Raw genomic sequence first — 22,954 nt, 5'->3', positions numbered from 1 at the left:
AGATCGTGGCGAGGCCTTGTCAGGCGCTCGCGGCGCCTGCGGGCTGGGGTGCCGTCTCGGCCTGGAACAGGCCCACCTTCAGATCCTTGGCGCGGTAGATCACCTCGCCGTCCGCCGCCAGCCAGCCGTCGGCGATGCCGAGCACCAGCTTGGAGCGCATGACGCGCTTGAACTCGATGCCGTAGACCACCTTCTTCACGCCCGGGAGAACCTGGCCGGAGAATTTCAGTTCGCCAAGGCCCAGCGCCCGGCCGCGGCCGGACGAGCCGAGCCAGCCGAGATGGAAGCCCACGAGCTGCCACATGGCGTCAAGGCCGAGGCAGCCGGGCATGACGGGATCGCCCTTGAAGTGGCAGGCGAAGAACCAGAGGTCCGGATTCACGTCCAGCTCGGCGCGCACCATGCCCTTGCCGAATTCGCCGCCGGTCTCCGAGATTTCCGTGATCCGGTCGAACATCAGCATGGGCGGCAGCGGCAATTGCGCGTTTCCGGCCCCGAACAGCTCGCCACGTCCGCACGCGAGGAGATCCTCATAATCGAAGCTGGTCTGCCGGTCCGCCATTCTTGCCAGTGTCGCCGTTTGCCGCCTCTGCACCGCCCGCAAGGGCAGCCGAGGGTTGCTGTTGATGAGCCCGCAAGGGCCGCCCCCGCCATCGGTGGCGGGCACTCCCTAACATAGGCAGGGGCGCGCTCAAAGTCATGAAAGCGTCACGGGTGGCACGATGCGCGCGATATCCGGCCGCGCCGGGCGAACCGGATCGGCAACTCGGGCGTTGCCCTTGGGGCACTGGGCTATGGTATCGCCAAGGAGTGGGGCGCATCGGCGCCCCGGTCGCGACATCGGGCGGGAGCACGCAATGCCGATTCTCAAGGAGTTCAAGGAGTTCGCGGTCCGCGGCAACGTGGTGGACCTGGCGATAGGTGTCATCATCGGTGCCGCCTTCGGCAATATCGTCACCTCGCTGGTGGGCGACGTGTTCATGCCGGTCATCGGCGCGGTCACGGGCGGGCTCGACTTCTCGAACTATTTCATTCCGCTCTCGAAGTCGGTGACCGCCGCGAACCTCGCCGACGCCAAGAAGCAGGGAGCGGTATTAGCGTATGGCTCATTCATCACCATCGCCATCAATTTCATCATCGTGGCGGGTGTGCTCTTCCTCGTGGTGCGCGGCATCAACGCCTTGCGCCGGGCCGAGGCGGGCAAGCCGCCGGCCGCGCCGACCAAGACCGAGGCGCTGCTGATGGAGATTCGCGACATCCTCGCCTCCGAGCGGCCCGCTGCCCGCCCGCCGGTGACGCCCGCGCCGCCCGCCCCGCCGACGATGTGAAGCCCGAACAGGTGTGGCTCAGGGCTTGGTGCCCTGCGCCACCGGCATGTCCTTCTGCGCCAAGGCATCCTGCCGGCGCAGGAAGCCGCGCACCACCGCCACCGACTCCTCGGGGCGGTCGTTGAAGATGCCGTGGGCGGCGCCGGGGATCACCGCGAACTCGGCGCCGCCGGGCACCTGCTCGGCAAAGGCCGCGACGGTGGAGATTCGCGTCTCGTCATACTGGCCGATCACGAACAGGGTGCGCGCCCCGTCGAGCCGCGCCAGAAAGGGTTCCCCACCGTAATCCTTCAGCGTGCCGGTCTGGGTGAACTCGCCGGCGCCGTTCATGGCGACATACAACCTTTCGTTGAGTTTCAGGTTCTGCGCCGCCTCGTAGGCCTTGCGCATGGCCGGCAGCGGCTCGCGCCGGTTGAAGGCGGCGTAGAAGGCGCCGGCGGCGGCATCGCAGGTGGCGGGCGGCGGCGGGGCTTTGGCCTCGCAGGCGTCGATCACCGCCTGCACGTCCGCCGGCAGCGCCGCGCGGCGGGCAGTCACATCGGCGATCCAGCTTTTGCCGGAGATGAAGGGGCTGGCCAGCACGAGCCCGGCCAGCGTCGCGGGCTTCCGCGCCGCCCATTCCAGCGCGATGGTGGCGCCCCAGCTGTGCCCCAGCACATGGAAGCGCGCGAGGCCGAGCGCGGCGGCGACGGCGTCGATCTCGTCGGCGAAGCGGGGAACGGTCCAGTTGGCGGGATCGTCGGGATGGTCGGAGCGGCCGCTGTCGAGCTGGTCATAGAGCACCACCATGCGCTCGTCGGCCAGCTCCAGCGGGTCGTGGAAGGTGGAATGCATCCCGCCCGGCCCGCCGTGGAGGAGCAGCACCGGCAGTCTGCCGTTCGCGCTCACCCCGTTGGTGCGCACATAGATGCGCCCGCCCTTAACGGGGACCATCAGCTCGCGGTCCGCCGGGGGGAACACCGCCGGCCGCGCCACGGCAGGCCGTACAGTCGGTAGAAGCGCCGCCGCGCCGAAAAGAGAGAGGAAGGCGCGTCGATCCAGCCCGGCCATGATGCCCCACCGTCAGGAGGAAGGAGCATCAGGGGTAACAGAGTAGCCGCCGCGGTCAAGCGCGGCGTGCCACCGGGGGATCAGCGGACGTCCGCGCCCACCGCGTCCGCCACATGGGCGAAGCCGTCGGCCTTCAGGCGGGCGGCAAGGTCGGTCTTGATGCGGCCGACGAGGCCGGGGCCGTGGAACACCAGCGCGGAATAGAGCTGCACGAGGCTCGCCCCCGCCCGGATCTTGGCATAGGCGTCGGCGCCCGAGCTGATGCCGCCCGAGCCGACCAGCGGCAGCCGGCCACCCACGAGGCGATAGAGCGCGCCGAGCCGCTCGGTGGAGAGCGACATGAGCGGCTTGCCGGAGAGGCCGCCGGCCTCGCCCTTGTGTGCGCTGTGCAGGCTCGCCGGGCGCGACAGGGTGGTGTTACCCATGATGATGCCGTCGATCCCGGTCTCCAGCGCCACCTCGGCCACGTCGGCGAGGCCGGCGTCGTCGAGGTCGGGCGCCACCTTCACCAGCAGCGGCGGGCGTTCGGCCGGGTCGGGCACCGAGGCGTTGCGCACGCCGACGAGATGGGCGAGCAGCGCCTCCATCTCCGCCCGCGCCTGCAGGGCGCGCAGGCCCGGCGTGTTGGGGGAGGAAATGTTGCACACGATATAATCGGCGAGCCGGCAGGTGGCGGAAACGCCGGCGGCGTAATCCTCCAGCGTGTCCTCGCTCTCCTTGTTCTTCCCCACATTGGCGCCGAGGATGCCCTTGCCGCCCGCCGAGCGGCGCTTGGCCAGCCGGTAGACGAACGGGGCGAGGCCCTCGCTGTTGAAGCCGAAGCGGTTGATGACCGCCTCGTCCTCCTCCAGCCGGAACAGGCGCGGCTGCGGGTTGCCCGGCTGCGGGCGGGGCGTGACGGTGCCCATCTCGGCGAAGCCGAAGCCCATCTTCAACAGGCCGTCCGCCACCTCGCAATGCTTGTCGAAGCCGGCTGCGAGGCCGACGGGATTGGGGAAATCGAGGCCCCACACGCGGGTCGCGAGCACCGGGTCGTCATGGCCGGAGAGGTTCGGCATCAGCCCCCGCGCCAAGGCGCGGACGGCATAGCCGTGCGCCCGCTCGGGGGTCACCAGCCCGAGGAAGGGCCGAACAAGGGCGTAGAGATCCATGAAGGGCGTCACTCGCCGGTGGTGGCGGTGCCGCCGTGGGCCTTGGACCAGCTGTGCGGATCGTTGAGGAACGATTCGATCTCGGCCACCTGCTTCGATTCGAAGCGATTCATCTTCTTCACCTGCGCCAGCACGTCCCACCAGGTGGCGAGGCGGTGGAGGCTGAGGCCGGCGCTGTCCAGGATGCCCGAGGCCTCGGAGAAGATGTCGTAATAGAAGAACACGAAGCAGTGCTGGCACTCCGCCCCGGCCTCACGCAAGGCATTGACGAAATTGACCTTGCTCTTGCCGTCGGTGGTCAGGTCCTCGACCAGGAGCACCCGCTCGCCGGGGGCGAGGTGGCCCTCGATCTGGGCGTTGCGGCCGAAGCCCTTGGGCTTCTTGCGCACATACTGCATGGGCAGCATCATCCGGTCGGCGACCCAGGCGGCGAAAGGAATGCCCGCCGTCTCGCCGCCCGCCACCGTGTCGAACTGCTCGTAGCCGATCTCGCGGTAGATGGTGGAGATGCCGAAATCCACCAGCGTCTGGCGCACGCGGGGGAAGGAGATGAGGCGCCGGCAGTCGATATAGACCGGGCTCGCCCAGCCCGAGGTGAAGATGAAGGGCTCGCCGGAGGAAAAGCGCACCGCCTCGACCTCGAGCAGCATCCGCGCCGTCTGCTCGGCGATGGTAGCCTTGTCCGGGAAAGCAGTGACATTCGCCATGAGTGAAGCCTTCGTCGCGGTTTCGTCGCTTGTGTGTGACGCGCATATATCAGAGCGGACCGGCATTGCGACAGGCCCGGTGACGCGCGAGGGGAAAAAGCGCCGCAGGTCGCCCCGGAGCACCGGCCCGGCCGGGCTCAGGCGGACGGGGGCTCCGCCTGCGCCAGCAAGGCATCCACATAGGCCTCCGCGCTGGTCGCCTGCGCGAACCGGCCGGCGAGCTGCGCGGCGCGCGCATGGCTGTCCCTGAGTCGGCCGGCCAGCCGCAGGATCGCACCGGCGAAGGTGGCGGCGTCGTAAGGGGCGAAGACCTCCCCCTCGGCCGCGCCGCTGGCGACCGATGAGCCGGCGAACGTCCCGGCGGCGGCCACCACCGGCCGTCCGGCAGCGGCGGACTGGGTGAAGATGCCCGAGCCGCGCATGCCGAACACCTCGGGGTCATAGGGCAGCAGCATGGCATCCACCTTGCGGGATTCCGCGGCGAAGGCCTCGTCCGTCAGAACCCCGTCGATGACGCGCACATAAGGGAGCGCACGCAGCGCACGCTCGGCCGCCGCCGTCTCGGCCTCGTGCCCGCACTGCTGCACCTGGACCACGAAATCCGCGGCGAGGCCCTGCTCCCGGCACAGGCAGATGGCCTCGGGCAGGAGATGAAACCCCTTGTCGTTCTTGGAAACGCCGAAGAAGCCGAACACCGGCCGCTCCGGCAACGGCCGCGCCCGCTCCACATTGCCGAACGGAACCGGAAGGCGGATGGGATCGATGCCGTAGCCCTCCCGGTAGAGATCGGCGATGGCCGCATTTTCGGTGCCGAACACGAGGCTGCGGCCCAGCAGCGGCCGCGCCAGCGCGAACGCCTGCCTGTAGATGCCCGGTCCCAGCTGGCCGGACCGTCGCCAGGGCAGCCAGTCGGGCGCGAACATCAGCTGGCAGACGACGCGGGGCCGTCCGGCCTCCGGCAGCGCGCTCAGCGCCTGGACGACACCCATGATCTGGTTCTGCATGACGTTAGGGAAGATTACGAGCGATCCCCGCGCCAGCACACCGGCGGGCAAGGCCTCCAGATCGGCGCGAAAGCCGGAGTTGAGCCGTTCCGCACTGAGCCGCTCCCGCAGAAGGTGCGAGCGGGCATGTCGCAGACGCACGGCGCCCCCGAGGCGGTGCCTGGCCAGTTCCCACCGCGTCGGCTGGACGCTGTCATAGAGCGATGCGCTGAAATGGGGGATGGCACCCAGCTCGTCCGCCATCTCCCGATTCATGCTGCGCATGCCGAAGATCCGCACGCGATGGCCCCGCGCCGCGACCGCGGCCCCCACCGTCCTGACCAGGCTGTAGCTGTGCCCGCCAACGGCATTCAGACCGCCGTCCAGAAATACAACGTCCACCGATCCCCCTTTGGTGCTGACGCACGGCATGCTCATCAAGGATGAACGCCGTACCGCCAACTCCGGGCCGAAAAGGGGCAACGGTGCTGGACCGCATTCTTCTGGGATGCGGCTTGGGATGCGGCTCCCGCAGATCGCCGCCGGGGGAAACGGTCGTCCCTCACCCCTTCCGGGCGAGGCTTCGGGCGTGCTCCAGCGCCATTTCCAGCCGGTCGTTGCCCCAGAACAGCTCGCCGTCGGTGGTGAAGAAGGTGGGCGCGCCGAACACGCCGCGGGCCTGCGCCTCCTCGGTCTGCGCGCGCAGACGCGCCTTGTTCACCTCGGATTCGGCGTCGGCGATCACCTCGTCCCAGAAGTGGCCGAGGCCGGCGAGCACCTGACGGATGGTCTCCCGGTCCGAAATGTCGCGCCCCTGCGCGAATTCGGCGGAGAACAAGGCGCGGGTGAAGGAGGGGCGGCACGCATCGTTGAGGTGCATCGCCACCCGCGCCGCCAGAAGGCCGTTGGCCGGAAAGGTGGCCGGCTTGGTGATGGGCGGCAGGCGCTGGGCGGCGGCGAGGCGGTCGAGATCCCGCCACATATGCGCACCCTTCAGGGGATAGACGTTGAACGGCGAGCTTGCATAGCCCTGCGCGGCGAAGATGGGGCCGAGCAGGAACGGCTTCCAGTGCACCCGCACGTCCGCAAGCTCGGCCAAAGCGGCGATGCGGCAGGCGGCGAGATAGGAATAGGGCGAGGCGAACTCGTAATAGAAATCGAGGCTGCCGCTGGCCATGGGCGTCTCCGGCCTGTACATCGCGGCGGAAGAGTGCGGCGGGGGAAGCTCCGCATGCAAGGGTCTGAATCAATCGGCTGGATCAATTCCGGATCGGAGCTGGCGACACGGTGAAGTGGGTGCTGTTCTTCGCGCTGGTGATCGGGGCCGCGGTGGCGATCCTGTTCACGGTGTTCCCCGAATGGGACATGGCCATCTCCAGCCTGTTCTGGAACGCCAGCCGGCGCACTTTCGGCGTCGCCGGTCTCGGCTGGGCGGCCAATATCCGCACCCTCGCCAACTGGCTGCCCTGGGTCTTCGCCGGCCCGGCCTTCGCCGCCATCATCCTCAAATTCATTTTCCCCCGGGGTAAAATGTTCATGCCGGCGCGGGCGGCGGTGCTGCTCGCCGTCACCATGGCGCTGGGGCCGGGCCTCCTCGTCAACGGCATCCTCAAGGAGCATTGGGGCCGGCCGCGGCCGGTGCATGTGGACTCCTTCGGCGGCAAGGACACCTTCCGCCCCTGGTATGCCACCGATGGCACCTGCCCCAGCAACTGCTCCTTCGTTTCGGGCGAGGGCTCGCTGGGCTTCTGGCTGGTGGCTCCGGCGAGCCTCGTGTCCGGCCCGGCGGGGGCGGTGGCGATGGTGGCGGCGGTCTCGTTCGGCGCGCTGGCCGGCGGGTTGCGCATCGCCTTCGGCGGGCACTTCTTCACCGATGTGGTGTTTTCCGGCGTGCTGGTCATCCTGCTGATCGTGCTGATGCGACTGTGGCTCTACGACCGGTCGCGCAGCCCCACCGATGCCTCCGTGGAAGACGCCATCGGCAATGCCGGCCTCGCTCTCCAGGCGAACCTGCGCCGGCTTCTCGGCAAGGCCTGACAAGCCGCCTGACCCGCCGCCGGACTCCATCCTTGACCGAGACGGCTTGCCACGCCGCCGCGCGCGCCTATAGTCCGCGCCGATTTTCCCCGAACATCCGAGAGACGTGATGGCGCGTGACGTGAAGAAGGTGGTGCTGGCCTATTCCGGCGGGCTCGACACCTCGGTCATCCTGAAGTGGCTCCAGACCACCTACAATTGCGAGGTGATCACCTTCACCGCCGACCTCGGCCAGGGCGAGGAGCTGGAGCCGGCGCGCAAGAAGGCGGAGCTTCTCGGCATCAAGCCTGAGAACATCTTCATCGAGGACGTGCGCGAGGAGTTCGTGCGGGACTACGTGTTCCCCATGTTCCGCGCCAATGCGGTGTATGAGGGCCTGTACCTGCTCGGCACCTCCATCGCCCGCCCGCTGATCGCCAAGAAGCAGATCGAGATCGCCCGCAAGATGGGCGCCGATGCGGTCGCCCACGGCGCCACCGGCAAGGGCAACGATCAGGTGCGCTTCGAGCTGGGCTATTACGCCCTCGAGCCTGATATCACCGTCATCGCCCCCTGGCGCGAGTGGGACCTGACCTCCCGCACCCGCCTGCTGGAGTTCGCCGAGGCGCACCAGATCCCCATCGCCAAGGACAAGCGCGGCGAGGCACCCTTCTCGGTGGACGCGAACCTCCTGCACTCCTCCTCCGAGGGCAAGGTGCTGGAAGACCCGGCCGACGACGCGCCGGAATATGTCTACCAGCGCACCATCTCGCCAGAGGAAGCTCCCGACGAGGCGACCATCATCACCATCGCCTTCGACAAGGGCGACGCGGTGGCCATCAACGGCGAGGCGCTCTCCCCCGCGAGCCTGCTGACCAAGCTCAACGAGCTGGGCAAGGCCAACGGCATCGGCCGCCTCGACCTCGTGGAGAACCGCTTCGTCGGCATGAAGAGCCGCGGCATCTACGAGACCCCCGGCGGCACCATCCTGCTGGCGGCCCACCGCGGCATCGAGAGCATCACGCTGGACCGCGGCGCGGCGCACCTGAAGGACGAGCTGATGCCCCGCTATGCGGAGCTGATCTACAACGGCTTCTGGTTCTCGCCCGAGCGCGAGATGCTGCAGGCCGCCATCGATTACTCGCAGGCCTATGTGACCGGCGAGGTGACGGTGAAGCTCTACAAGGGCAACGCCACCGTCATCGGCCGCAAGAGCCCCTACTCGCTCTACAACCAGGAGCTGGTCACGTTCGAGGAAGGCGCCGTCGCCTACGACCACCGCGACGCCGCCGGCTTCATCAAGCTCAACGCGCTGCGCCTGCGCACGCTGGGCAGCCGCGCCCGCAAGATCTCCGAGTGAGCAAGATCTCCGAATAGGATCGCGACCGCCGGGGACAGGCGCCTTTTTGCGCTTGCCCCCGGCATCGGCTTGGACAAACTCCGTCCCGGATAGGGGGCGGATTCATGGATCGTCGGGACCTTCTGAAAGGCGCTGCGGGCTCCACTTTGCTCGCGGCCACCTCCGGCCTCGCGGCGGCCGATGATGCCCCCGCCCCGGTGCTGCGCATTCATCCCGCCATCGGCGTCGCCCGCATCGGCAACAGCCCGGACTATTACCTCGCCCCCGAGACGGCGGCCGGCGAACTGCCGCCTTCCGGCGAAGGCCTGTGGGGCGGCCTGCCCCTCGATGCCGCGACCGGCCAGCCCCTCACCGCGGACGGCTTTCGCGACGGACAGGGACGGCTCAAGCGGCAGGCCGTGCGCTTCCGCATCTATGCCTACACCCGCACCGGCTGGCCCACCGGCGAGAGCACCGAGATCACGCTGGGCACGGTCATCGGCGGCAAGCGGGTGGTGGACATCGTGTGGCAGGTGCACGTCGCCAACAAGAAGCTGAACACCTTCGGCATGATGAACCCCATCGGGCATTTCCCCGCGCTGCCGGGGTTCGCCGACGGCAAGCTGATGCCCATCCGCCGCCCGCAGGACGGCCCGCTCGACAGCCCGGACCGCCTCAGGCGCCTCGTCATCGATCCCGGCCCGCGCGCCCTCTCGGCCCGCACGGATCAGGGGCGCGTCCTGGCGTTCGATCGCGCCACACCCGCGAGCTGCCTTGCCGAGGCAGGCGGCGGCGGAGCACCGGTGCGTCCCCTGCCCGCCTATCCGGTGAGCTTCCCGCAGGACCATTTCCGGCTGCACACCCCGGCGGATCCGGTGACCCGGCTCGGCGACGTGAGGACCGAGGCGGGCACCGGCCGGCTCATCTTCGCCGCCGGCTTCGGCGCAGCGGAAGGCATCACGAGCGATGGCAGCGCCCCCTCCGTCAGCGATCAATGGGGCGCGGAAAATACCGACTGGTTCGACGACATGAGCGACGGCCCGGTCTCGGCCCGGATCGTCTTCGAGGATGGCACATCGCAGGATGCGGCCGGCGCCTGGGCGACCTGCGGCGATCCCGGCTTCGCGCCGCAGACCCGCAACGTCGTCACCGCCTGGGACGAGGTCTACGACACCTTCGTGCGCGCGCTCGCGCTGGAGCCGGCGCTTTACGCCGATGGCGCCTTCAACGACGGCTTCTCCGCCGCCTTCTCCGACGATGCCGCGCCCCTGTTCCGCGCCATCATGCAGCAGCGCTGGAACACCAACCTGCCGGCGCCCGCCATCGCCGCCCACAACCGCATCGGCGCCATCACCCCCGCCGACAGCCCGACCGAGAAAATTCCCGACTTCAGCCGAACCATCCGCAACCCTTCGGACCCGGCGAGCCTCGTCCTGGGCGCGCCCGTGATGCCGCTGGCGCTGGGCGATACCAACCGGCCATTCCTGACGCTGACGCCCACCCAGTACCATCTGCTGCGCCAGTGGCACAAAGGCGTGTTCACGCCCGGCCGCCGCCTGAAGCTCGGGGCGGGCGAGGAACTGGACCGGGTGGCGCTCGCCAATTGCCTCGGCGGGCGCTTCAGCCCCGGCATCGAGGTCTCCTACCCCGTGCGCGACCCCAATCTCTATGTGAAGGATTGGGCGAACGGCCCCGGCGGCGCCTTCCGCGTCAACGCCGCCGTGCTCGACTATTCGAAGGCCCGCGCCGACGCGCCCTTCCTGTCGGTGGGCTACATCCCCCTGCGGGACCGGCCGCTGGAGCCGGGCGACATGACCAAGTTCATGGCTGTCCCCTGGCACTCGGACTTCAACCATTGCGCCTCCCACCTGCGCGATCCGAACCCCGGCAACGACCAGACGCTCTATTGGTCCTGGCCCGCCGAGCGGCCGGTGGCGGTCTATCCGCAGGCGCTGGCGCGCTTCGATCCCGCCACGGGCTGGGTGCCGGGGCGCCAGCTCTTCGCCGTGCGCGGGGCGGGGACGACCACCATCTATCCCGCCAATGCCGGGCGCTTCCAGAAGGGGTCGGACTTCCTCGTCAACTGGCACAAGGTGGGCTTCGTGGTGCAGGCGAGCCGGATCAACCCGGACGCCCGCCCCGCCGCGCCGGAAGACCCGTTCCTCGAAGTCGCCTGCTTCTTCGAGAATGACACCAGCCAGATGGTCGCCCCCTGGCCCACCTTCAACACCCCTCCGGCGCCGTGAGCGCTTCGACGGAGGAGGTGGGCATCGCTATCATCGGTGCGGGCCCGGCCGGCTGCGCCACGGCCATCGCGCTGGCGCGGCACGGCATCGGGGATGTCATGCTGTTCGAAGCCGGCACGGGGGATGCCCCCCGCATCGGCGAGACCATTCCCGGCGCCGCGATGCCGCTGCTCTCCCGCCTCGGCCTCACGGACCGCTTCACCGCGCGCGGCCACCTGCCCTCGCTGGGATCGACCGCCGTGTGGGGGAAGGCCGAGCCCCACCACAATGACGGCTTCGCCAATCCCTTCGGCGGCGGCTGGCATCTCGACCGCGCCGGCTTCGACGCCGATCTGAGGGCGCAGGCGCTGGCGGCGGGCGTGCCGCTCCATGCGGGGCGCCTGCGGATGATGTCGGCGAAGGGGAGCGGCCACCGCCTCCGCTTCGAAGGCGCGAACGGGCCGTTCGAGGTCACGGCCGGGCTGGTGGTGGACGCGAGTGGCGTCCGCGCGGCGGCGCTCCGCAGCCTCAAGGTGGCGCGCAATCCCGTGGATGCCATCGCCTTCCACTGGAGCCTCCTCGCCCTCGCCGAGCCGGAAGCCCTGCCCGCCCGCACCTTCCTTGAAGCCGTGCCGGAGGGCTGGTGGTATGCGAGCCGCATTCCCGGCGGGCGCGTGGTGGTGGGCTTCGCCACCGATCCCGATGCCGGCGCCCGCTTCGCCGATGCCGCCGCCTTCCGCGCCGCCCTGGCCGAAACCCGCCTCATCGGCACCCAGATCGCGCGCGGCCGCCCGCTGGACGCAGAGGCGCCGCCGCGCATCGCCATCGCGCCCACCGCCATCCTCAGCGCCGTCGCCGGACCCGGGTGGCTTGCCGTGGGCGATGCCGCGGCCTGCCTCGATCCCCTGCTGTCGCAGGGCCTCACCCGCGCGCTGGAAGACGGCATCGCCGCCGCCGACGCCATCGCCGGAGCGCAAGCGGGGGGTGCAGGCGCTTTCAACGCCTATCAGGACCGAGTGTTCGCCCGCTTCACCGCCGGCGTGCGGCTGCGCGCGGCCTTCTATGCATCAGAGGCGCGCTGGCCCGACGCCCCCTTCTGGCGCCGAAGGCAGGTCCAGGCCGCCGCATAGGGCTCAGTCCGCGCCCTCGCCCGGTCCCGGGATGAGCACGCGCAAGGCGTTGAGGATGACCACCACGTCGATGGCCTCCTGCAGCAGCGCCCCCTGCACCGGCTGGAGATAGCCGAACGCCGCCGCCACCATCCCCGCCAGCGACAGGCCGATGCCCCAGCGCACGCTCTGCCGCGCGATGGCCAGCGACCGGCGGGCGATGGCCATGGCCTCGGCGAGGCGATCCAGCCGGTCCACCAGCAGCACCGCATCCGCCACCTCGGCGGAAGCCGCCGCCCCCCGCGCGCCCAGCGCGACGCCGATGTCGGCGGCGGCAAGCGCGGGGGCGTCATTCACGCCGTCGCCCACCATCATCACCGCGCCGCCGTTGGCGGTCTCCCGCGACAGGGCGATGTGCGCGATCTTGCCTTCCGGCTTCAATTCCCCGGTCCAGGCGTCGAGGCCGAGGTCGCGGCCCACCGCATCCACCGCCTCCGCCCGGTCGCCGGAGGCGAGCGCCACATGCTGCACCCCGCCGCGGCGCAAGGCGGCGATCATGTCGGCGGCGTCGTCCCGCACGGGATCGGCGAACAGCAGCAGCCCCGCCGGACGGCCATCGACAGCCACCGCCACCACCGCGCTTGCGGGGGGAAGAAGCGCGCGAAGGTCGCTCCAGTCGCCGGACGCGCGGGCGGCCACATAGGCCGTGCCGCCCACGGCCACCGCCCGCCCCTCGACCCATCCTTCCAGCCCCGCGCCGCCATCCTCCCTCACCGCGCGGGGCGGCGCGAGCGGGAGCCCCCGGTCCTGCGCGGCATGGACCAGCGCCCGCGCCACCACATGGCTCGATGCCTGATCGAGGGAGGCGGCAAGGCGCAGCACGTCGTCCGGCTCGAACTCCGGCGCGGTGCGCACCTCCTCCAGCTCGGCGCGGCCGTGGGTGAGGGTGCCGGTCTTGTCCACCACCAAGGCGCGGACGCGTGCCAGCTTCTCCAGCGCGCCGCCGCTCTTCACCAGCACGCCGCGCTTCGCCGCGCGCGACAGGCCGGCCATGAGCGCCACCGGCACGGCAAGGATGAGGGGACAGGGCGTCGCCACCACCAGCACCGCCAGCGCCCGACGCGGATCGTGGGCGAGGATCGCCGCGCCGATGGCGAGGGCGATGGAAACGACGAGGAAGGCGAGCGCGTAGCGGTCGGCCAGGCGCACCATGGGCGCGCGGCTGGACGCGGCCTCCTCCACGAGGCGCACGATGCCCGCATAGGTGCTTTCCGCCGCCGGCCTGACGATGGCGAGGTCGAAGGCATCGCCGGCATTCACCGCGCCGGAGGGCGCCTCCTCGCCATCCTCCAGACGCGCCGGCCGCGTCTCGCCGGTCAGGGAGGAGAGGTCCAGAACCGCCGGCCCGCCGATGACCGCGCCGTCGGCGGGCACGGTGTCGCCGGAGCGCACCAGCACCCGGTCGCCGGCCACCAGATCCACCGCTGCAACGACCACCAGCCCCCCGTCGCGATGGAGCATCGCATCGCGCGGCGCGCGGGCGACGAGGGCGGTCATCTCCCGCCGGGCGCGGCCTTCCGCGAACCGTTCCAGCTGCTGGCCGCCCGCATACATGAGGGCGACCACGTTGCCGGCCAGAGGCTCGCCGAAGGCCAGAGCCGCGGCCATGGAGAGCGCGGCCAGCACGTCGAGGCCGAACCGGCCCGCGCGCAGGGAGCGGGCGATGTCGAGGAGAAGCACTGCCAGAACCGGCGCCGTGCCCACGGCGAAGGCGGCCGAGGCGGCGGCCTTCATCCCGGCGAGCTGGAGCAGCAGCCCCACGGCGAGGGGCAGCACGGCGGCGGCGAGCAGAAGGTACCGGTTCCGCCCGGCGGCGGCCTCGCTCTGGATATGCCCCGGCTCCGTCATCTCTCCCCCGGTGCGGCGCTTTGGTCGCACTGCCGTCGCTGTTGTCGCGCGAACATCAGATTGTTAGAAGAGTTCTAAACAGGAGTCACCCGGCATGTTGTCGTTTCTCTCCGGCCGCCGCCGGTTTGCAGACCTTTCGGAGCGGGAAATCCTCGCGCTCGCCATCTCCTCCGAGGAAGACGACGCGCGCATCTACATGGAATATGCCGAGGCGCTGCGCAGCGAATATCCCGACACGGCCAAGGTGTTCGAGAGCATGGCGGCGCAGGAGCGCGGCCACCAGACCAGCCTCACCCGCGAATATGAGCGGCGCTACGGCGGCACCGTGCCGCTGATCCGCCGCGAGAGCATTGCCGGCTATTATGGCCGCCGGCCGGTGTGGGCCGTGGTGAACCTCGGCATCGAGCGCATCCGCGCCGAGGTGGGGCGGATGGAGGACGAGGCCGCCAACTTCTATCTGAAGGCGCAGAAGAAGACGTCCGATCCCGACACCCGCAAGCTGCTCGAAAGCCTCTACCAGACCGAGCTGCAGCACGAGGAGATCGCCGGCAACCTCGCCGACCGCTATCTGCCCGCCGACAAGAAGAAGGAAGAGGACGAGAAGGCCCGCCGGCAGTTCCTGCTCACCTTCGTGCAGCCGGGCCTCGCGGGCCTGATGGACGGCTCGGTCTCGACGCTGGCCCCCATCTTCGCTACCGCCTTCGCCACGCAGGATTCCCACACCACCCTGCTCGTCGGCCTCGCCGCGGCGGTGGGCGCCGGCATCTCCATGGGCTTCACCGAGGCCCTGCACGATGACGGCGTCATCTCCGGCCGGGGCTCGCCGCTGAAGCGCGGCCTCTCCTCCGGCATCATGACCGCGGTGGGCGGCCTCGGCCACGCTCTGCCCTACATCATCCCGGAATTCTGGACCGCGACGGCCATCGCCATCATCGTCGTGTTCGTCGAGCTGTGGGCCATCGCCTTCATCCAGAACCGCTATATGGAGACGCCCTTCTGGCGCTCGGTGTTCCAGGTGGTGCTCGGCGGCGCGCTGGTGCTGGCGGCGGGCATCTTCATCGGCGGCAGCTGACCCATATGCCGTTGCGGGAGATCATGTCTCCCGCTCCCAAGGCGTGAGAGGGTGCCTCGGATATCGCGAGGCACCTCATGCACGCCATGGTCCTGAAAGTGGTCGGCGGTCCCCTTGTCGCCGAGGAACGGCCCGATCCCGTGCCAGGGCCGGGGGAAGTCCTCATCAAGGTCGGCGCCTGCGGCGTCTGCCGCACCGATCTGCATGTGGTGGACGGCGAGCTGCCGCAGACGCGGCTGCCCATCATCCCCGGCCATGAGATCGTCGGGCGCGTCGCGGCGCTGGGTGCGGGGGGCTCCCATCTCACGATCGGCGAGCGGGTGGGCGTCGGCTGGCTCGGCCGCGCCTGCGGCTGCTGCTCCTATTGCGAAGAGGGCGCCGAAAACCTGTGCGACGCGCCGGTCTTCACCGGCTGCACCCGCGACGGCGGCTTCGCCAGCCATACGGTGGCGGACGCGCGCTTCGTCTATCCCCTCGGTGAGGCCGGCGAGGACATCGCGCTCGCGCCCTTGCTCTGCGCCGGGCTCATCGGCTGGCGCACGCTGAAGATGGCGGGTGAGGGCAAGCGCATCGGCCTCTACGGCTTCGGCGCCGCCGCCCACATCATCGCCCAGGTGGCGCGCTGGCAGGGGCGCGAGATCTACGCCTTCACCCGGCCCGGCGACACGCGGGCGCAGGACTTCGCGCGCACGCTGGGCGCCGTCTATGCCGGCGGCTCGGATGCCCCGCCGCCGGAGCCGCTGGATGCCGCCCTCATTTTCGCCCCGGCCGGCGAACTGGTGCCGCAGGCGCTGAGGGCCGTGCGCAAGGGCGGGCGGGTGGTGTGCGGCGGCATCCACATGAGCGACATCCCCGCCTTTCCCTATCGCTGGCTGTGGGAGGAGCGGAAAATCCTCTCCGTGGCCAACCTCACCCGCGCCGACGCCCACGAATTCCTCGCGCTGGCCCCCAAGGCCGGCGTCTCCACCCACGTCACGCCCTATCCCCTCTCCGAGGCCAACCGCGCGCTGGGCGACCTGCGCGGCGGGCGGCTGGAAGGGGCGGCCGTGCTGGTGCCTTAAATCTTGTTCAACCGTGGCCATAGACACGGGAGGGACGCGATGGCGCGCAGGACAATCCGGCGATGGCGGTGGGCATTGTTTGGTCTTGGCGCGCTCATTGCGGGTGGCGCCGGAGCCGTCGCCTTGGCGGAACCTGCCGTGGCCGCGCTGGTCTGTCCCTCATGCTACGGCTTCGCGGCCATCGGCCCCCGCCTCTACGCCGACCCGGCGATGACCGAAGACGCCCGCGTCATGTTGCGCCGGACGGTCGCGGAAGCGCCCGCTCGCCTCGCGCTCTTCTTCGGACCCGCAGCCTCGACGCCAAGGGTGCTTGCCTGCGCCAGCACCGCCTGTCAGGCGCGAATCCGCGGCGGCGGCGCGCGTGGGATGGCCTATGGCGCTTTCGGGCTGAGGCTCTCGCCCGCGGGCCTCGAACCCACCATCGTGGTGCACGAATTGACCCACATGGAGCTGGCCGCCCACTTGGGGCTGCGGCAGATGGCGGCGGGAAGCGTACCCGCCTGGTTCGACGAAGGCGTCGCCGTGATCGTATCGGACGATCCGCGCTATCTCGATCACGACGCGGAGGGTGCGCCGCGCTGCCGCGCCGGCCTCGATGGGCCGGTTCCCGACGACCCGCGCGCCTTCCGCCATTCGGGCAAGGCCGCCTACCCCCTCTACGCCCGTGCCGCCTGCCGGGTGCTGACGTGGATGAACAGGGCCGGCGGCCCACCCGCCATCGGACACCTTGTGGACGCTGTCGGGAAGGGCGCGCGCTTCGCCGAGGTCTATGAGGACAAGGGGGGCTGGTAAGACCCCCTCAGCGCTGCATCACATAGGTGCCGGGCGCCGGGCAGAGCACCGGATAGCCGGGCGCGCCCAAGGGCGGCAGCGCGTGGCCGGGGGCGGAGCGGGCGGACAGGAAGGCCTCCCATGCCGGCCACCACGAACCCTCTTGCGTGGGCGTCGCCTCCACCCACTGGTCGGGGCCGAGATGGTGGTCGCCGTGGCGGGTTTCGTGCAGGCGGAAATGCCGGTGCTTGTGCCCCGGCTCGCTGACGATACCGGCATTGTGCCCGCCGGAGGTCAGCACGAAGGTCACGTCCGTGTCGGTCAGCTGGTGGATCTTGTAGACCGAGCGCCACGGCGCCACGTGGTCCCGCTCCGTACCCACCACGAACAGGGGCACGTTGATGTCCTGCAGCGAGACCGGGCGCCCGTCCACCTTGTAGCGGCCGGCGGCGAGGTCGTTGTCGAGGAAGAGCTGGCGCAGATACTGGGAGTGCATGCGGTAGGGCATGCGAGTGGCGTCCGCGTTCCAGGCCATCAGATCGTTCATGGGCGTGCGCTCGCCCATCAGATATTCGTGGACGAGGCGCGACCAGACGAGATCGTTGGAGCGCAGCATCTCGAACGCCCCGGCCATCTGCCCGGAGGAGAGAACGCCCTGGTCCCACATCATGCTTTCGAGCGTGTAGAGCTCGCCGGGGTCCACGAACAATTGCAGCTCGCCGGCTTCCGAGAAATCGGTCTGCGCCGCGAACAGCGTGACGGAGGCGAGGCGGTCGTCGTCGGCGCGGGCCATGGCAGCGGCGGTGATGGAGAGCAGCGTGCCGCCGAGGCAATAGCCCACCGCATGGACCTTCTCGCCCGGCACCACCGCATTGATGGCATCGAGCGCCGCCATCACGCCGTCGCGGCGATAGTCGTCGAAGCCGAGGTCGCGGTCCTCCGCCGTCACGTTGCGCCAGGAGAGGCAGAACACCGTGTGGCCCTTGGACACGAGATAGCGGATCAGCGAGTTCTCGGGAGACAGGTCGAGGATGTAGTATTTCATGATCCAGGCGGGCACGATCAGCACCGGCTCGGCGGCGACCGTGGCGGTGGTCGCGCGATACTGGATCAGCTCCACGAGGTGGTTGCGGAAGATCACCTCGCCCGGCGTCACCGCCACGTTGCGGCCGGCCTCGAACGCCTCGGCGCCCACCGGCGGCTGACCGGACGCCTTGCGCGCCGCGTCCTCCATGAAATTGCGCGCGCCCTGCACGAAATTGAGCCCGCCCGTCTCCCGCGCCCGGCGCAGCACCTCGGGATTGGTGAAGGGCGAGTTCGACGGGGAGAAGACATCGAGCAGCTGGCGGGCGGCGAAGGCCACCACCGCCTCATTGTGGGGCGCGACGCCGGGCACGCCGTGGGTGGCGTTGTGCCACCACTGCTGATTGAGCAGGAAGGACTGGTACCAGAAGCGGAACGGCCAGTCCTGCCACGCCGGGGCGCTGAACCGTTCGTCCCCCGGCAGCGGCTGGATGCAGTTGGGAAAGCTCCGGTCGAAGCTGGAGGCGACCATGTAGGCGCCGAGCCGGGCGGACTTGCGCCACGCCTTCAGCGCCAGTTCCGCCTGCTTGCCGGGGGCGGCGGCCAGATGCATCCACCAGTCCATCAGCGACAAAGTCAGCGCTGTGGGCGAGAGGCCCGAGGTGGCACGGGCGGAAAGGGCGGCGGCGGCGCGGTCCACGGCGCGCAGGGCTTCCGGCCCCGGCCCGTGCTCGAAATCCTCCTCGTCATGGCAGGCCATGCGCGCCCAGGCCTGGGCGATCAGCCGCCCGGCCTCGGGCAGCTTGGAAAAATCCATGGCGGCGCGGGCGAGATCGGCGCCGGGAGCCGGCGCCTCCGGCGTGGACACGGCGGGCGCGGGAGCTGGCTCCGGCACTGCGGCGGGCGTACCGCCCACGGTCTGGGGCTGGATACGGGGCGAATTGGCGGGCAGGTTGACCATCGGCCGATCTCTTCAGGGCGCGGGAGGCGCCCGGGACTTGAAACGCAAAGCTGACGCGAAACCGGAGCCTCGCCCGGCAGCGCGCCGGACGCTCGAGCTTTGCGACCTCAGCTTTTGCCGCTTCTCGCGGCGCTTTGATGACGATCAGGCCGCGCCGAGGCTGAGCCGGCAATGATACGCGTCAATTGGACGCCACGCGCACGGTCTCCCGGCAGCTGTCGCGAAAGGCCTTGGCGCTGCGGCGGAACAGCGCCGCGTGCTGCCGCTGCGCCCGCTTGCGCAGCCGCTTCTGCGCCCGGTCCATGGCGAGGCCGAGCCGCTCCCGAGTGCCCTCCGCCAGCGCATCACCCGCCGCGTCCAGCATGGGGCGCAGGGTTTCGATGTCCTGATAGGCGCCGAGCAGGTCACGCAGCCGCTGCGCGGCGCGGGCGCGCTTGGCCCCATGGCCGAAGGCCTCGGCGAGGAAACTCATCTGGTAGCGGTGGGTGACGACGCGCTTGCGCGCCTCGTGCATGGCCTCGGGCGTGTCGAAGGGGGCGCGGCGGGCGTGCCTGTAGGCCTTCACCAGCCCCTTGGCCACGTCCGCCTCCCGCGCCTGTGCCGCCAGCGTGTCGGCCAGCGCGGCGCGGGCGGAGACGAGAAAGCCGCCGAGCGTGGCGCGATGCTCCCCGCCGTCCTCGGCGGCATCATCGCCCAGCACCGCCGCGGCGTCGGTCTGGTCGCAGGCGAGGAGGAAGCCGCCCTGGGCCATCACGTCCAGCGCATCGCGGGCCGCCACCTGGTCGCGGGCACCGGAAAGCTGGCGCGCCACCTCCGCGGTGCGCCGCCGCTCGGCCTTCGCCTCATCGCCCGGAATCAGGCGGAGCAAGGCCCGATACTGCTTCATGGCCTTGCGGGCGTCGTGCACCATCTCCACCGGATCGGGATCGGCCACCGCCGCGGCCACGGTCTCGATGGTCGCCGCGAGAGCGTCCGCCAGCGCGTCGCCCGCCGCGCGGGGCGGAGGCAAGGGCGGGGTCACGCGTTCGGCATCGGGGGTCGCGACATCCAGCATGGGCATTTTTGCTCCGGAACCGGGGCTCAACGGTCGCACACCGGGCCGGTTCCGTCCCGGTCCAGCATCAAGGCGGTGGCGATGCCTCCCGCGCCAGCGATGGCGCAAAGCGCGCGGCCTGTCTCCATCATTCTCAACCGATGATACGCCCGTACCGCCAGGATTGCACCCGACGCGCCGATGGGATGGCCCCGCGCCAAGGCGCCGCCCCCCGCATTCACCCGCGCCGCATCGAGCCCCAGCCGCCGGACGGCGACAAGGGCCTGCGCCGCATAGGCTTCCATGAGTTCCACATGATCGATGGCGCCCGGGGCGATGCCGAGGCGGGCGCACAGGGCCTCCACCGCTGCGATGGGTGCAAGCGCGGGAACCAGCGGATCACCGCCGCGCGCCAGGCTCCCGGCAATCGTCACGTCCCCCGCCCGCGCCGGCCCCAGCAGGACGAGGCCGGCCGCATCCGCCTCCACCGCGATGGTGGCGGCGGTGACGCCATGGGCCGCATCCCCCGCCAGCACCGGCAGCCGCGCCATCAGCGCGGGCGAGAGGCGGCGCGCGAAGGCATCGGCGGCTAGGCCAGCCACCGGCACGATCTCGTCCTCCCCCGCCGGCGCCGCCAGCGCCCGGCGGTGGCTCTCGGCGGCGAATGCCTCCTGTTCGGCGCGGGAGATGCCTTCCGCCTCAGCCATGCCGGCGGCGGAGGCGTCGAGGGCGATCTCGCGGTCCGGCCAGGGCGTGAAGGCCGGCTGGCGATAGAAATCCGGCGCCCCATCCTTCTCGCGCGGACGGTGGGCACGCAATGGCGCGGTGCTGAAGCTCTCTGCCCCGCCCGCCAGCACATAGCGCGCCTCTCCGGAAGCGATGCGCGCGGCGCCCAAGCGGATGGCATCGAGGCCGGAGCAGCATTGGGTGTCGAGGGTGAGCGCGGGCACGCCCTCCGGCAGTCCTGCCGCCAGCGCGGCGACGCGGGCCATGTTGCCGCCGCCGGAGAGGGCGTTGCCGAGGATAACCTCGTCCACGTCCTCCGGCCCCACCCCCGCCGCCTCCAGCACCGGGCCGATCAGCGCCGCCGCAAGTTCATGGGCCGGCACGTCGCGGAAGGCGCCGCGGCGCGGGGCGACCGCCGTGCGTTTCGCGGCGAGGAGCGCGACCTTCATGGCAGAAGCTCGCAGCGCTCGGGCCACAGGCGGGCGATGGCGGGGAAATCGGTCTTCCCCGTGGGCGTCAGCGGCCAGTCGGCCACCCGCGCATAGAGGCGCGGCACCTTGAACAGGGGCAGGCGGGATTTCAGGAAGCCGATGAGGTCGGCGCGGGCAGGCGCTTCCCCGTCGGCCGTGGAGAGGAAGGCCACCAGCCGTTCGCCGCGCTTGCCGTCCGCCACGCCCAGCACGGCGGCTGCGGCGATGGCGGGGTGGGTTTCCAGCACGCGTTCCACTTCCTCGGGAAAGAGGTTCTTGCCCGAGGTGACGATCATCCGCCGGGAGCGGCCGACGAGATGCAGGAAGCCGGCATCGCTGATAAAACCCATGTCGCCGACGCTCACCTCATCGCCCTGCACATAAAGGTCGGGGCTGTCGCCGGTGGCGTAGTCCATGAACAAAAAGGGGCTCGCCACGAACACCCGCCCGGTGCGCCCCGCCGACAGCCGCCGCCCGGCGGCATCACGGATGGAGAGGCGCACGCCCGCAAAAGCACGCCCCACCGAGCCGGCCGGAACATTCTCCGCCTCCTTCGCCACGGTGACGAAGGAGAGTTCGGAGGCGCCGTAGAATTCCGCGAAGGCCGCGTTCGGCAAAAGGTGCGCCAGCATCTGCCGCCGCCCCGGCGGCCATTTCGCGCCGGAGCAGAGCACGAGGGTGAGGCCCGGCAGCGTCTCGCCCTCGGCGGCGAGATGGTCCAGCAGCAGCGCGATCTGCGTCGGCACGCCGTAGAGCACGGTCGCGCCATGGGTCCGCGCCAGCTCGGCGGCGATGCGCGGGCGGAAGCTCGGAGAGAGCAGCACATGGGCCCCGGCATCGATGCCGCGCGCCAGCGCATAGAGGAAGAGGGAGTGGGTGAGCGCGCCGGGGGCGAGGAGCACGTCGTGGGCGCCGATGCCGAATTCGGCCGTGTCCGCATCGAAGCTCGTCGTCCAGGAGCGGTGCGCGCGACGATAGCCCTTGGGCAGGCCGGTGGAGCCGGAGGTGAAGCCCACATAGAAGGGCAGGTCGGGAGCGGGCTCGGCGATTGCCTTCGCCGGGCCGGCGCCGATCGCCTCGGCGAGCCCCGCCGCGCCCTGCGCCGGATCGAGGCGGATGTCGCCCGCCTGCGCGCTCACGAGGAGGCCGGGCTTGACCCGCTCCAGCACCTCGACGCGCTGCCCCTCCGGCCAGCCGGGATCGAGGATCTGCGCCTCCCGTCCCGCGCGGGCGGCGGCGAGGAACAGGAGGGCGAGGGCCGCGCCATTGGGCAGATCAAGCCCGATGCCGCCCGCCGGCGCCCCCGCGAACCGCCCGGCGCAGCGCGCCACAAGCGCATCGAGGGCGGCGTAGGTGAGGGTTTCTGCACCGCAGGTGAGGGCCGGCGCATCCGGCCGCTCCAGAGCGTGGCGGGCGAGGTGGCGCGTGATGCTCACGGCCGGTGCGGCGCCGCCACCGACCAGCTGCGCAGGACCGTGGTGGCGAGCACCGCGGCGCCCACCGCCTTGATGAGGTCGCCCGGCAGGAAGACCGACGTGCCGATGAAGGCCTTGGCGAGGCTGATATTGGCCATCATCGCCAGCCCCGGAAGGCCGAACGCATAGACGGTGAGGATGCCGCCGGCGATGGCGGCGATGAGCGCCGTCGCCAGCGCCGGCAGATTGCGGGCGGCGAGGCGCTCGGCGAGGAGGCCGGTGACATAGCCGCCGGCGACATAGCCGATGAGGAAGCCCGCCGTGGGGCTCGCCAGCACGCCGAGGCCGCCGCGCCCGCCGGAGAGCAGCGGCGCGCCGAGCAGCACCACGAACACGAACAGGCCCGTCGCCGCCGCCCCGGCCCGGGAGCCGAGCAGCAGGCCGGCCAGCATCACGCCGAGGCTCTGGGCGGTGATGGGCACGCCGGCCGCAAGGGGCAGATAGATGGGCGGCACGAAGCCCAAAGCCGCGATGAGGGCGGCGATGAGGGCGATGCGCACCAGCGTGCGCGTCTCGAAGATCTGGTGGTCCATGGGTCTGTCCCTT

At 70.6% G+C, this 22,954-nt stretch carries 20 protein-coding genes; 8 read left to right on the top strand and 12 right to left on the bottom strand.

What is annotated here, in order from left to right; translation table 11 throughout:
- Positions 1-19: 19 nt before the first annotated feature.
- Positions 20-562, bottom strand: coding sequence for a 3-hydroxyacyl-[acyl-carrier-protein] dehydratase FabA (gene fabA, locus EJ105_RS17855; protein ID WP_024280910.1), 543 nt, complete (start codon positions 560-562; stop codon positions 20-22).
- Positions 563-863: 301 nt separating this feature from the next.
- On the opposite strand from fabA, the gene mscL reads away from it, so the two are divergent.
- On the top strand, positions 864-1,328 hold the full coding sequence (gene mscL, locus EJ105_RS17850) for a large conductance mechanosensitive channel protein MscL (protein WP_250167473.1): 465 nt from the start codon (positions 864-866) through the stop codon (positions 1,326-1,328).
- An 18-nt stretch (positions 1,329-1,346) separates the two neighbouring features.
- Here mscL and EJ105_RS17845 read toward each other — a convergent pair whose 3' ends face one another.
- The 5 genes from EJ105_RS17845 to EJ105_RS17825 all read right to left on the bottom strand — a co-directional run bounded on the left by EJ105_RS17845 (position 1,347) and on the right by EJ105_RS17825 (position 6,396).
- On the bottom strand, positions 1,347-2,378 hold the full coding sequence (locus tag EJ105_RS17845; RefSeq protein WP_250167403.1) for a proline iminopeptidase-family hydrolase: 1,032 nt from the start codon (positions 2,376-2,378) through the stop codon (positions 1,347-1,349).
- An 80-nt stretch (positions 2,379-2,458) separates the two neighbouring features.
- Positions 2,459-3,529: a quinone-dependent dihydroorotate dehydrogenase gene (locus tag EJ105_RS17840; RefSeq protein WP_250167402.1), complete on the bottom strand. Its 1,071-nt coding sequence runs from the start codon at positions 3,527-3,529 to the stop codon at positions 2,459-2,461.
- Positions 3,530-3,537: 8 nt separating this feature from the next.
- The gene (locus EJ105_RS17835) at positions 3,538-4,236 is read right to left on the bottom strand and encodes an orotate phosphoribosyltransferase (protein ID WP_024280914.1); all 699 of its coding nucleotides are present in this window, start codon (positions 4,234-4,236) and stop codon (positions 3,538-3,540) included.
- A gap of 137 nt (positions 4,237-4,373) precedes the next feature.
- A complete protein-coding gene (locus EJ105_RS17830) occupies positions 4,374-5,504 on the bottom strand; it encodes a glycosyltransferase family 4 protein (protein ID WP_250167401.1) in 1,131 nt (376 codons plus the stop codon).
- Between the two features lie 277 nt (positions 5,505-5,781).
- Complete coding sequence (locus EJ105_RS17825) at positions 5,782-6,396, bottom strand: 2-hydroxychromene-2-carboxylate isomerase (protein WP_250167400.1); 615 nt, start codon at positions 6,394-6,396, stop codon at positions 5,782-5,784.
- Between the two features lie 110 nt (positions 6,397-6,506).
- On the opposite strand from EJ105_RS17825, the gene EJ105_RS17820 reads away from it, so the two are divergent.
- The 4 genes from EJ105_RS17820 to EJ105_RS17805 all read left to right on the top strand — a co-directional run bounded on the left by EJ105_RS17820 (position 6,507) and on the right by EJ105_RS17805 (position 11,929).
- Positions 6,507-7,256 (top strand): phosphatase PAP2 family protein, encoded by a 750-nt coding sequence (locus EJ105_RS17820; RefSeq protein ID WP_250167399.1) that lies wholly within the window; start codon positions 6,507-6,509, stop codon positions 7,254-7,256.
- A gap of 109 nt (positions 7,257-7,365) precedes the next feature.
- Entirely contained in the window at positions 7,366-8,595 is a 1,230-nt protein-coding gene (locus tag EJ105_RS17815; RefSeq protein ID WP_029555810.1) for an argininosuccinate synthase, read from the top strand.
- 104 nt (positions 8,596-8,699) lie between these two features.
- Positions 8,700-10,820, top strand: a complete 2,121-nt coding sequence (locus EJ105_RS17810; RefSeq protein ID WP_250167398.1) for a LodA/GoxA family CTQ-dependent oxidase — start codon at positions 8,700-8,702, stop codon at positions 10,818-10,820.
- Complete coding sequence (locus EJ105_RS17805) at positions 10,817-11,929, top strand: tryptophan 7-halogenase (protein WP_250167397.1); 1,113 nt, start codon at positions 10,817-10,819, stop codon at positions 11,927-11,929. The genes EJ105_RS17810 and EJ105_RS17805 overlap by 4 nt, the downstream gene beginning before the upstream one ends.
- A gap of 3 nt (positions 11,930-11,932) precedes the next feature.
- On the opposite strand, the gene EJ105_RS17800 is transcribed toward EJ105_RS17805, so the two are convergent.
- Positions 11,933-13,816 carry a heavy metal translocating P-type ATPase gene (locus EJ105_RS17800; RefSeq protein ID WP_250167396.1) on the bottom strand — a complete coding sequence of 628 codons (1,884 nt, stop codon included), beginning with the start codon at positions 13,814-13,816 and terminating at the stop codon, positions 11,933-11,935.
- Between the two features lie 94 nt (positions 13,817-13,910).
- Here EJ105_RS17800 and mbfA point away from each other — a divergent pair, with 94 nt between their 5' ends.
- The 3 genes from mbfA (at position 13,911) to EJ105_RS17785 (ending at position 16,741) form a co-directional block, all read left to right on the top strand.
- Complete coding sequence (mbfA, locus tag EJ105_RS17795; RefSeq protein WP_029555814.1) at positions 13,911-14,888, top strand: iron exporter MbfA; 978 nt, start codon at positions 13,911-13,913, stop codon at positions 14,886-14,888.
- Positions 14,889-14,965: 77 nt separating this feature from the next.
- Positions 14,966-15,949 carry a zinc-dependent alcohol dehydrogenase family protein gene (locus EJ105_RS17790; RefSeq protein WP_250167395.1) on the top strand — a complete coding sequence of 328 codons (984 nt, stop codon included), beginning with the start codon at positions 14,966-14,968 and terminating at the stop codon, positions 15,947-15,949.
- A 123-nt stretch (positions 15,950-16,072) separates the two neighbouring features.
- Positions 16,073-16,741, top strand: coding sequence for a hypothetical protein (locus tag EJ105_RS17785; RefSeq protein ID WP_250167394.1), 669 nt, complete (start codon positions 16,073-16,075; stop codon positions 16,739-16,741).
- Between the two features lie 7 nt (positions 16,742-16,748).
- Here EJ105_RS17785 and EJ105_RS17780 read toward each other — a convergent pair whose 3' ends face one another.
- From EJ105_RS17780 to EJ105_RS17760, 5 genes are all read right to left on the bottom strand, one after another.
- Positions 16,749-18,503 (bottom strand): PHA/PHB synthase family protein, encoded by a 1,755-nt coding sequence (locus EJ105_RS17780; protein WP_250167472.1) that lies wholly within the window; start codon positions 18,501-18,503, stop codon positions 16,749-16,751.
- Between the two features lie 382 nt (positions 18,504-18,885).
- Positions 18,886-19,764 carry a CHAD domain-containing protein gene (locus tag EJ105_RS17775; protein WP_250167393.1) on the bottom strand — a complete coding sequence of 293 codons (879 nt, stop codon included), beginning with the start codon at positions 19,762-19,764 and terminating at the stop codon, positions 18,886-18,888.
- 20 nt (positions 19,765-19,784) lie between these two features.
- The gene (locus tag EJ105_RS17770; RefSeq protein ID WP_250167392.1) at positions 19,785-20,912 is read right to left on the bottom strand and encodes a thiolase family protein; all 1,128 of its coding nucleotides are present in this window, start codon (positions 20,910-20,912) and stop codon (positions 19,785-19,787) included.
- Positions 20,909-22,369: an AMP-binding protein gene (locus EJ105_RS17765; RefSeq protein ID WP_250167391.1), complete on the bottom strand. Its 1,461-nt coding sequence runs from the start codon at positions 22,367-22,369 to the stop codon at positions 20,909-20,911. Before EJ105_RS17765 ends, EJ105_RS17770 begins: the two co-directional genes overlap by 4 nt.
- Complete coding sequence (locus tag EJ105_RS17760) at positions 22,366-22,941, bottom strand: biotin transporter BioY (protein ID WP_250167390.1); 576 nt, start codon at positions 22,939-22,941, stop codon at positions 22,366-22,368. The genes EJ105_RS17765 and EJ105_RS17760 overlap by 4 nt, the downstream gene beginning before the upstream one ends.
- Between the last annotated feature and the right edge of the window lie 13 nt (positions 22,942-22,954).

The organism is Xanthobacter aminoxidans (assembly GCF_023571765.1).
Taxonomy (GTDB): domain Bacteria; phylum Pseudomonadota; class Alphaproteobacteria; order Rhizobiales; family Xanthobacteraceae; genus Xanthobacter; species Xanthobacter aminoxidans.
This window is presented reverse-complemented; position numbering and strand designations above follow the sequence as displayed.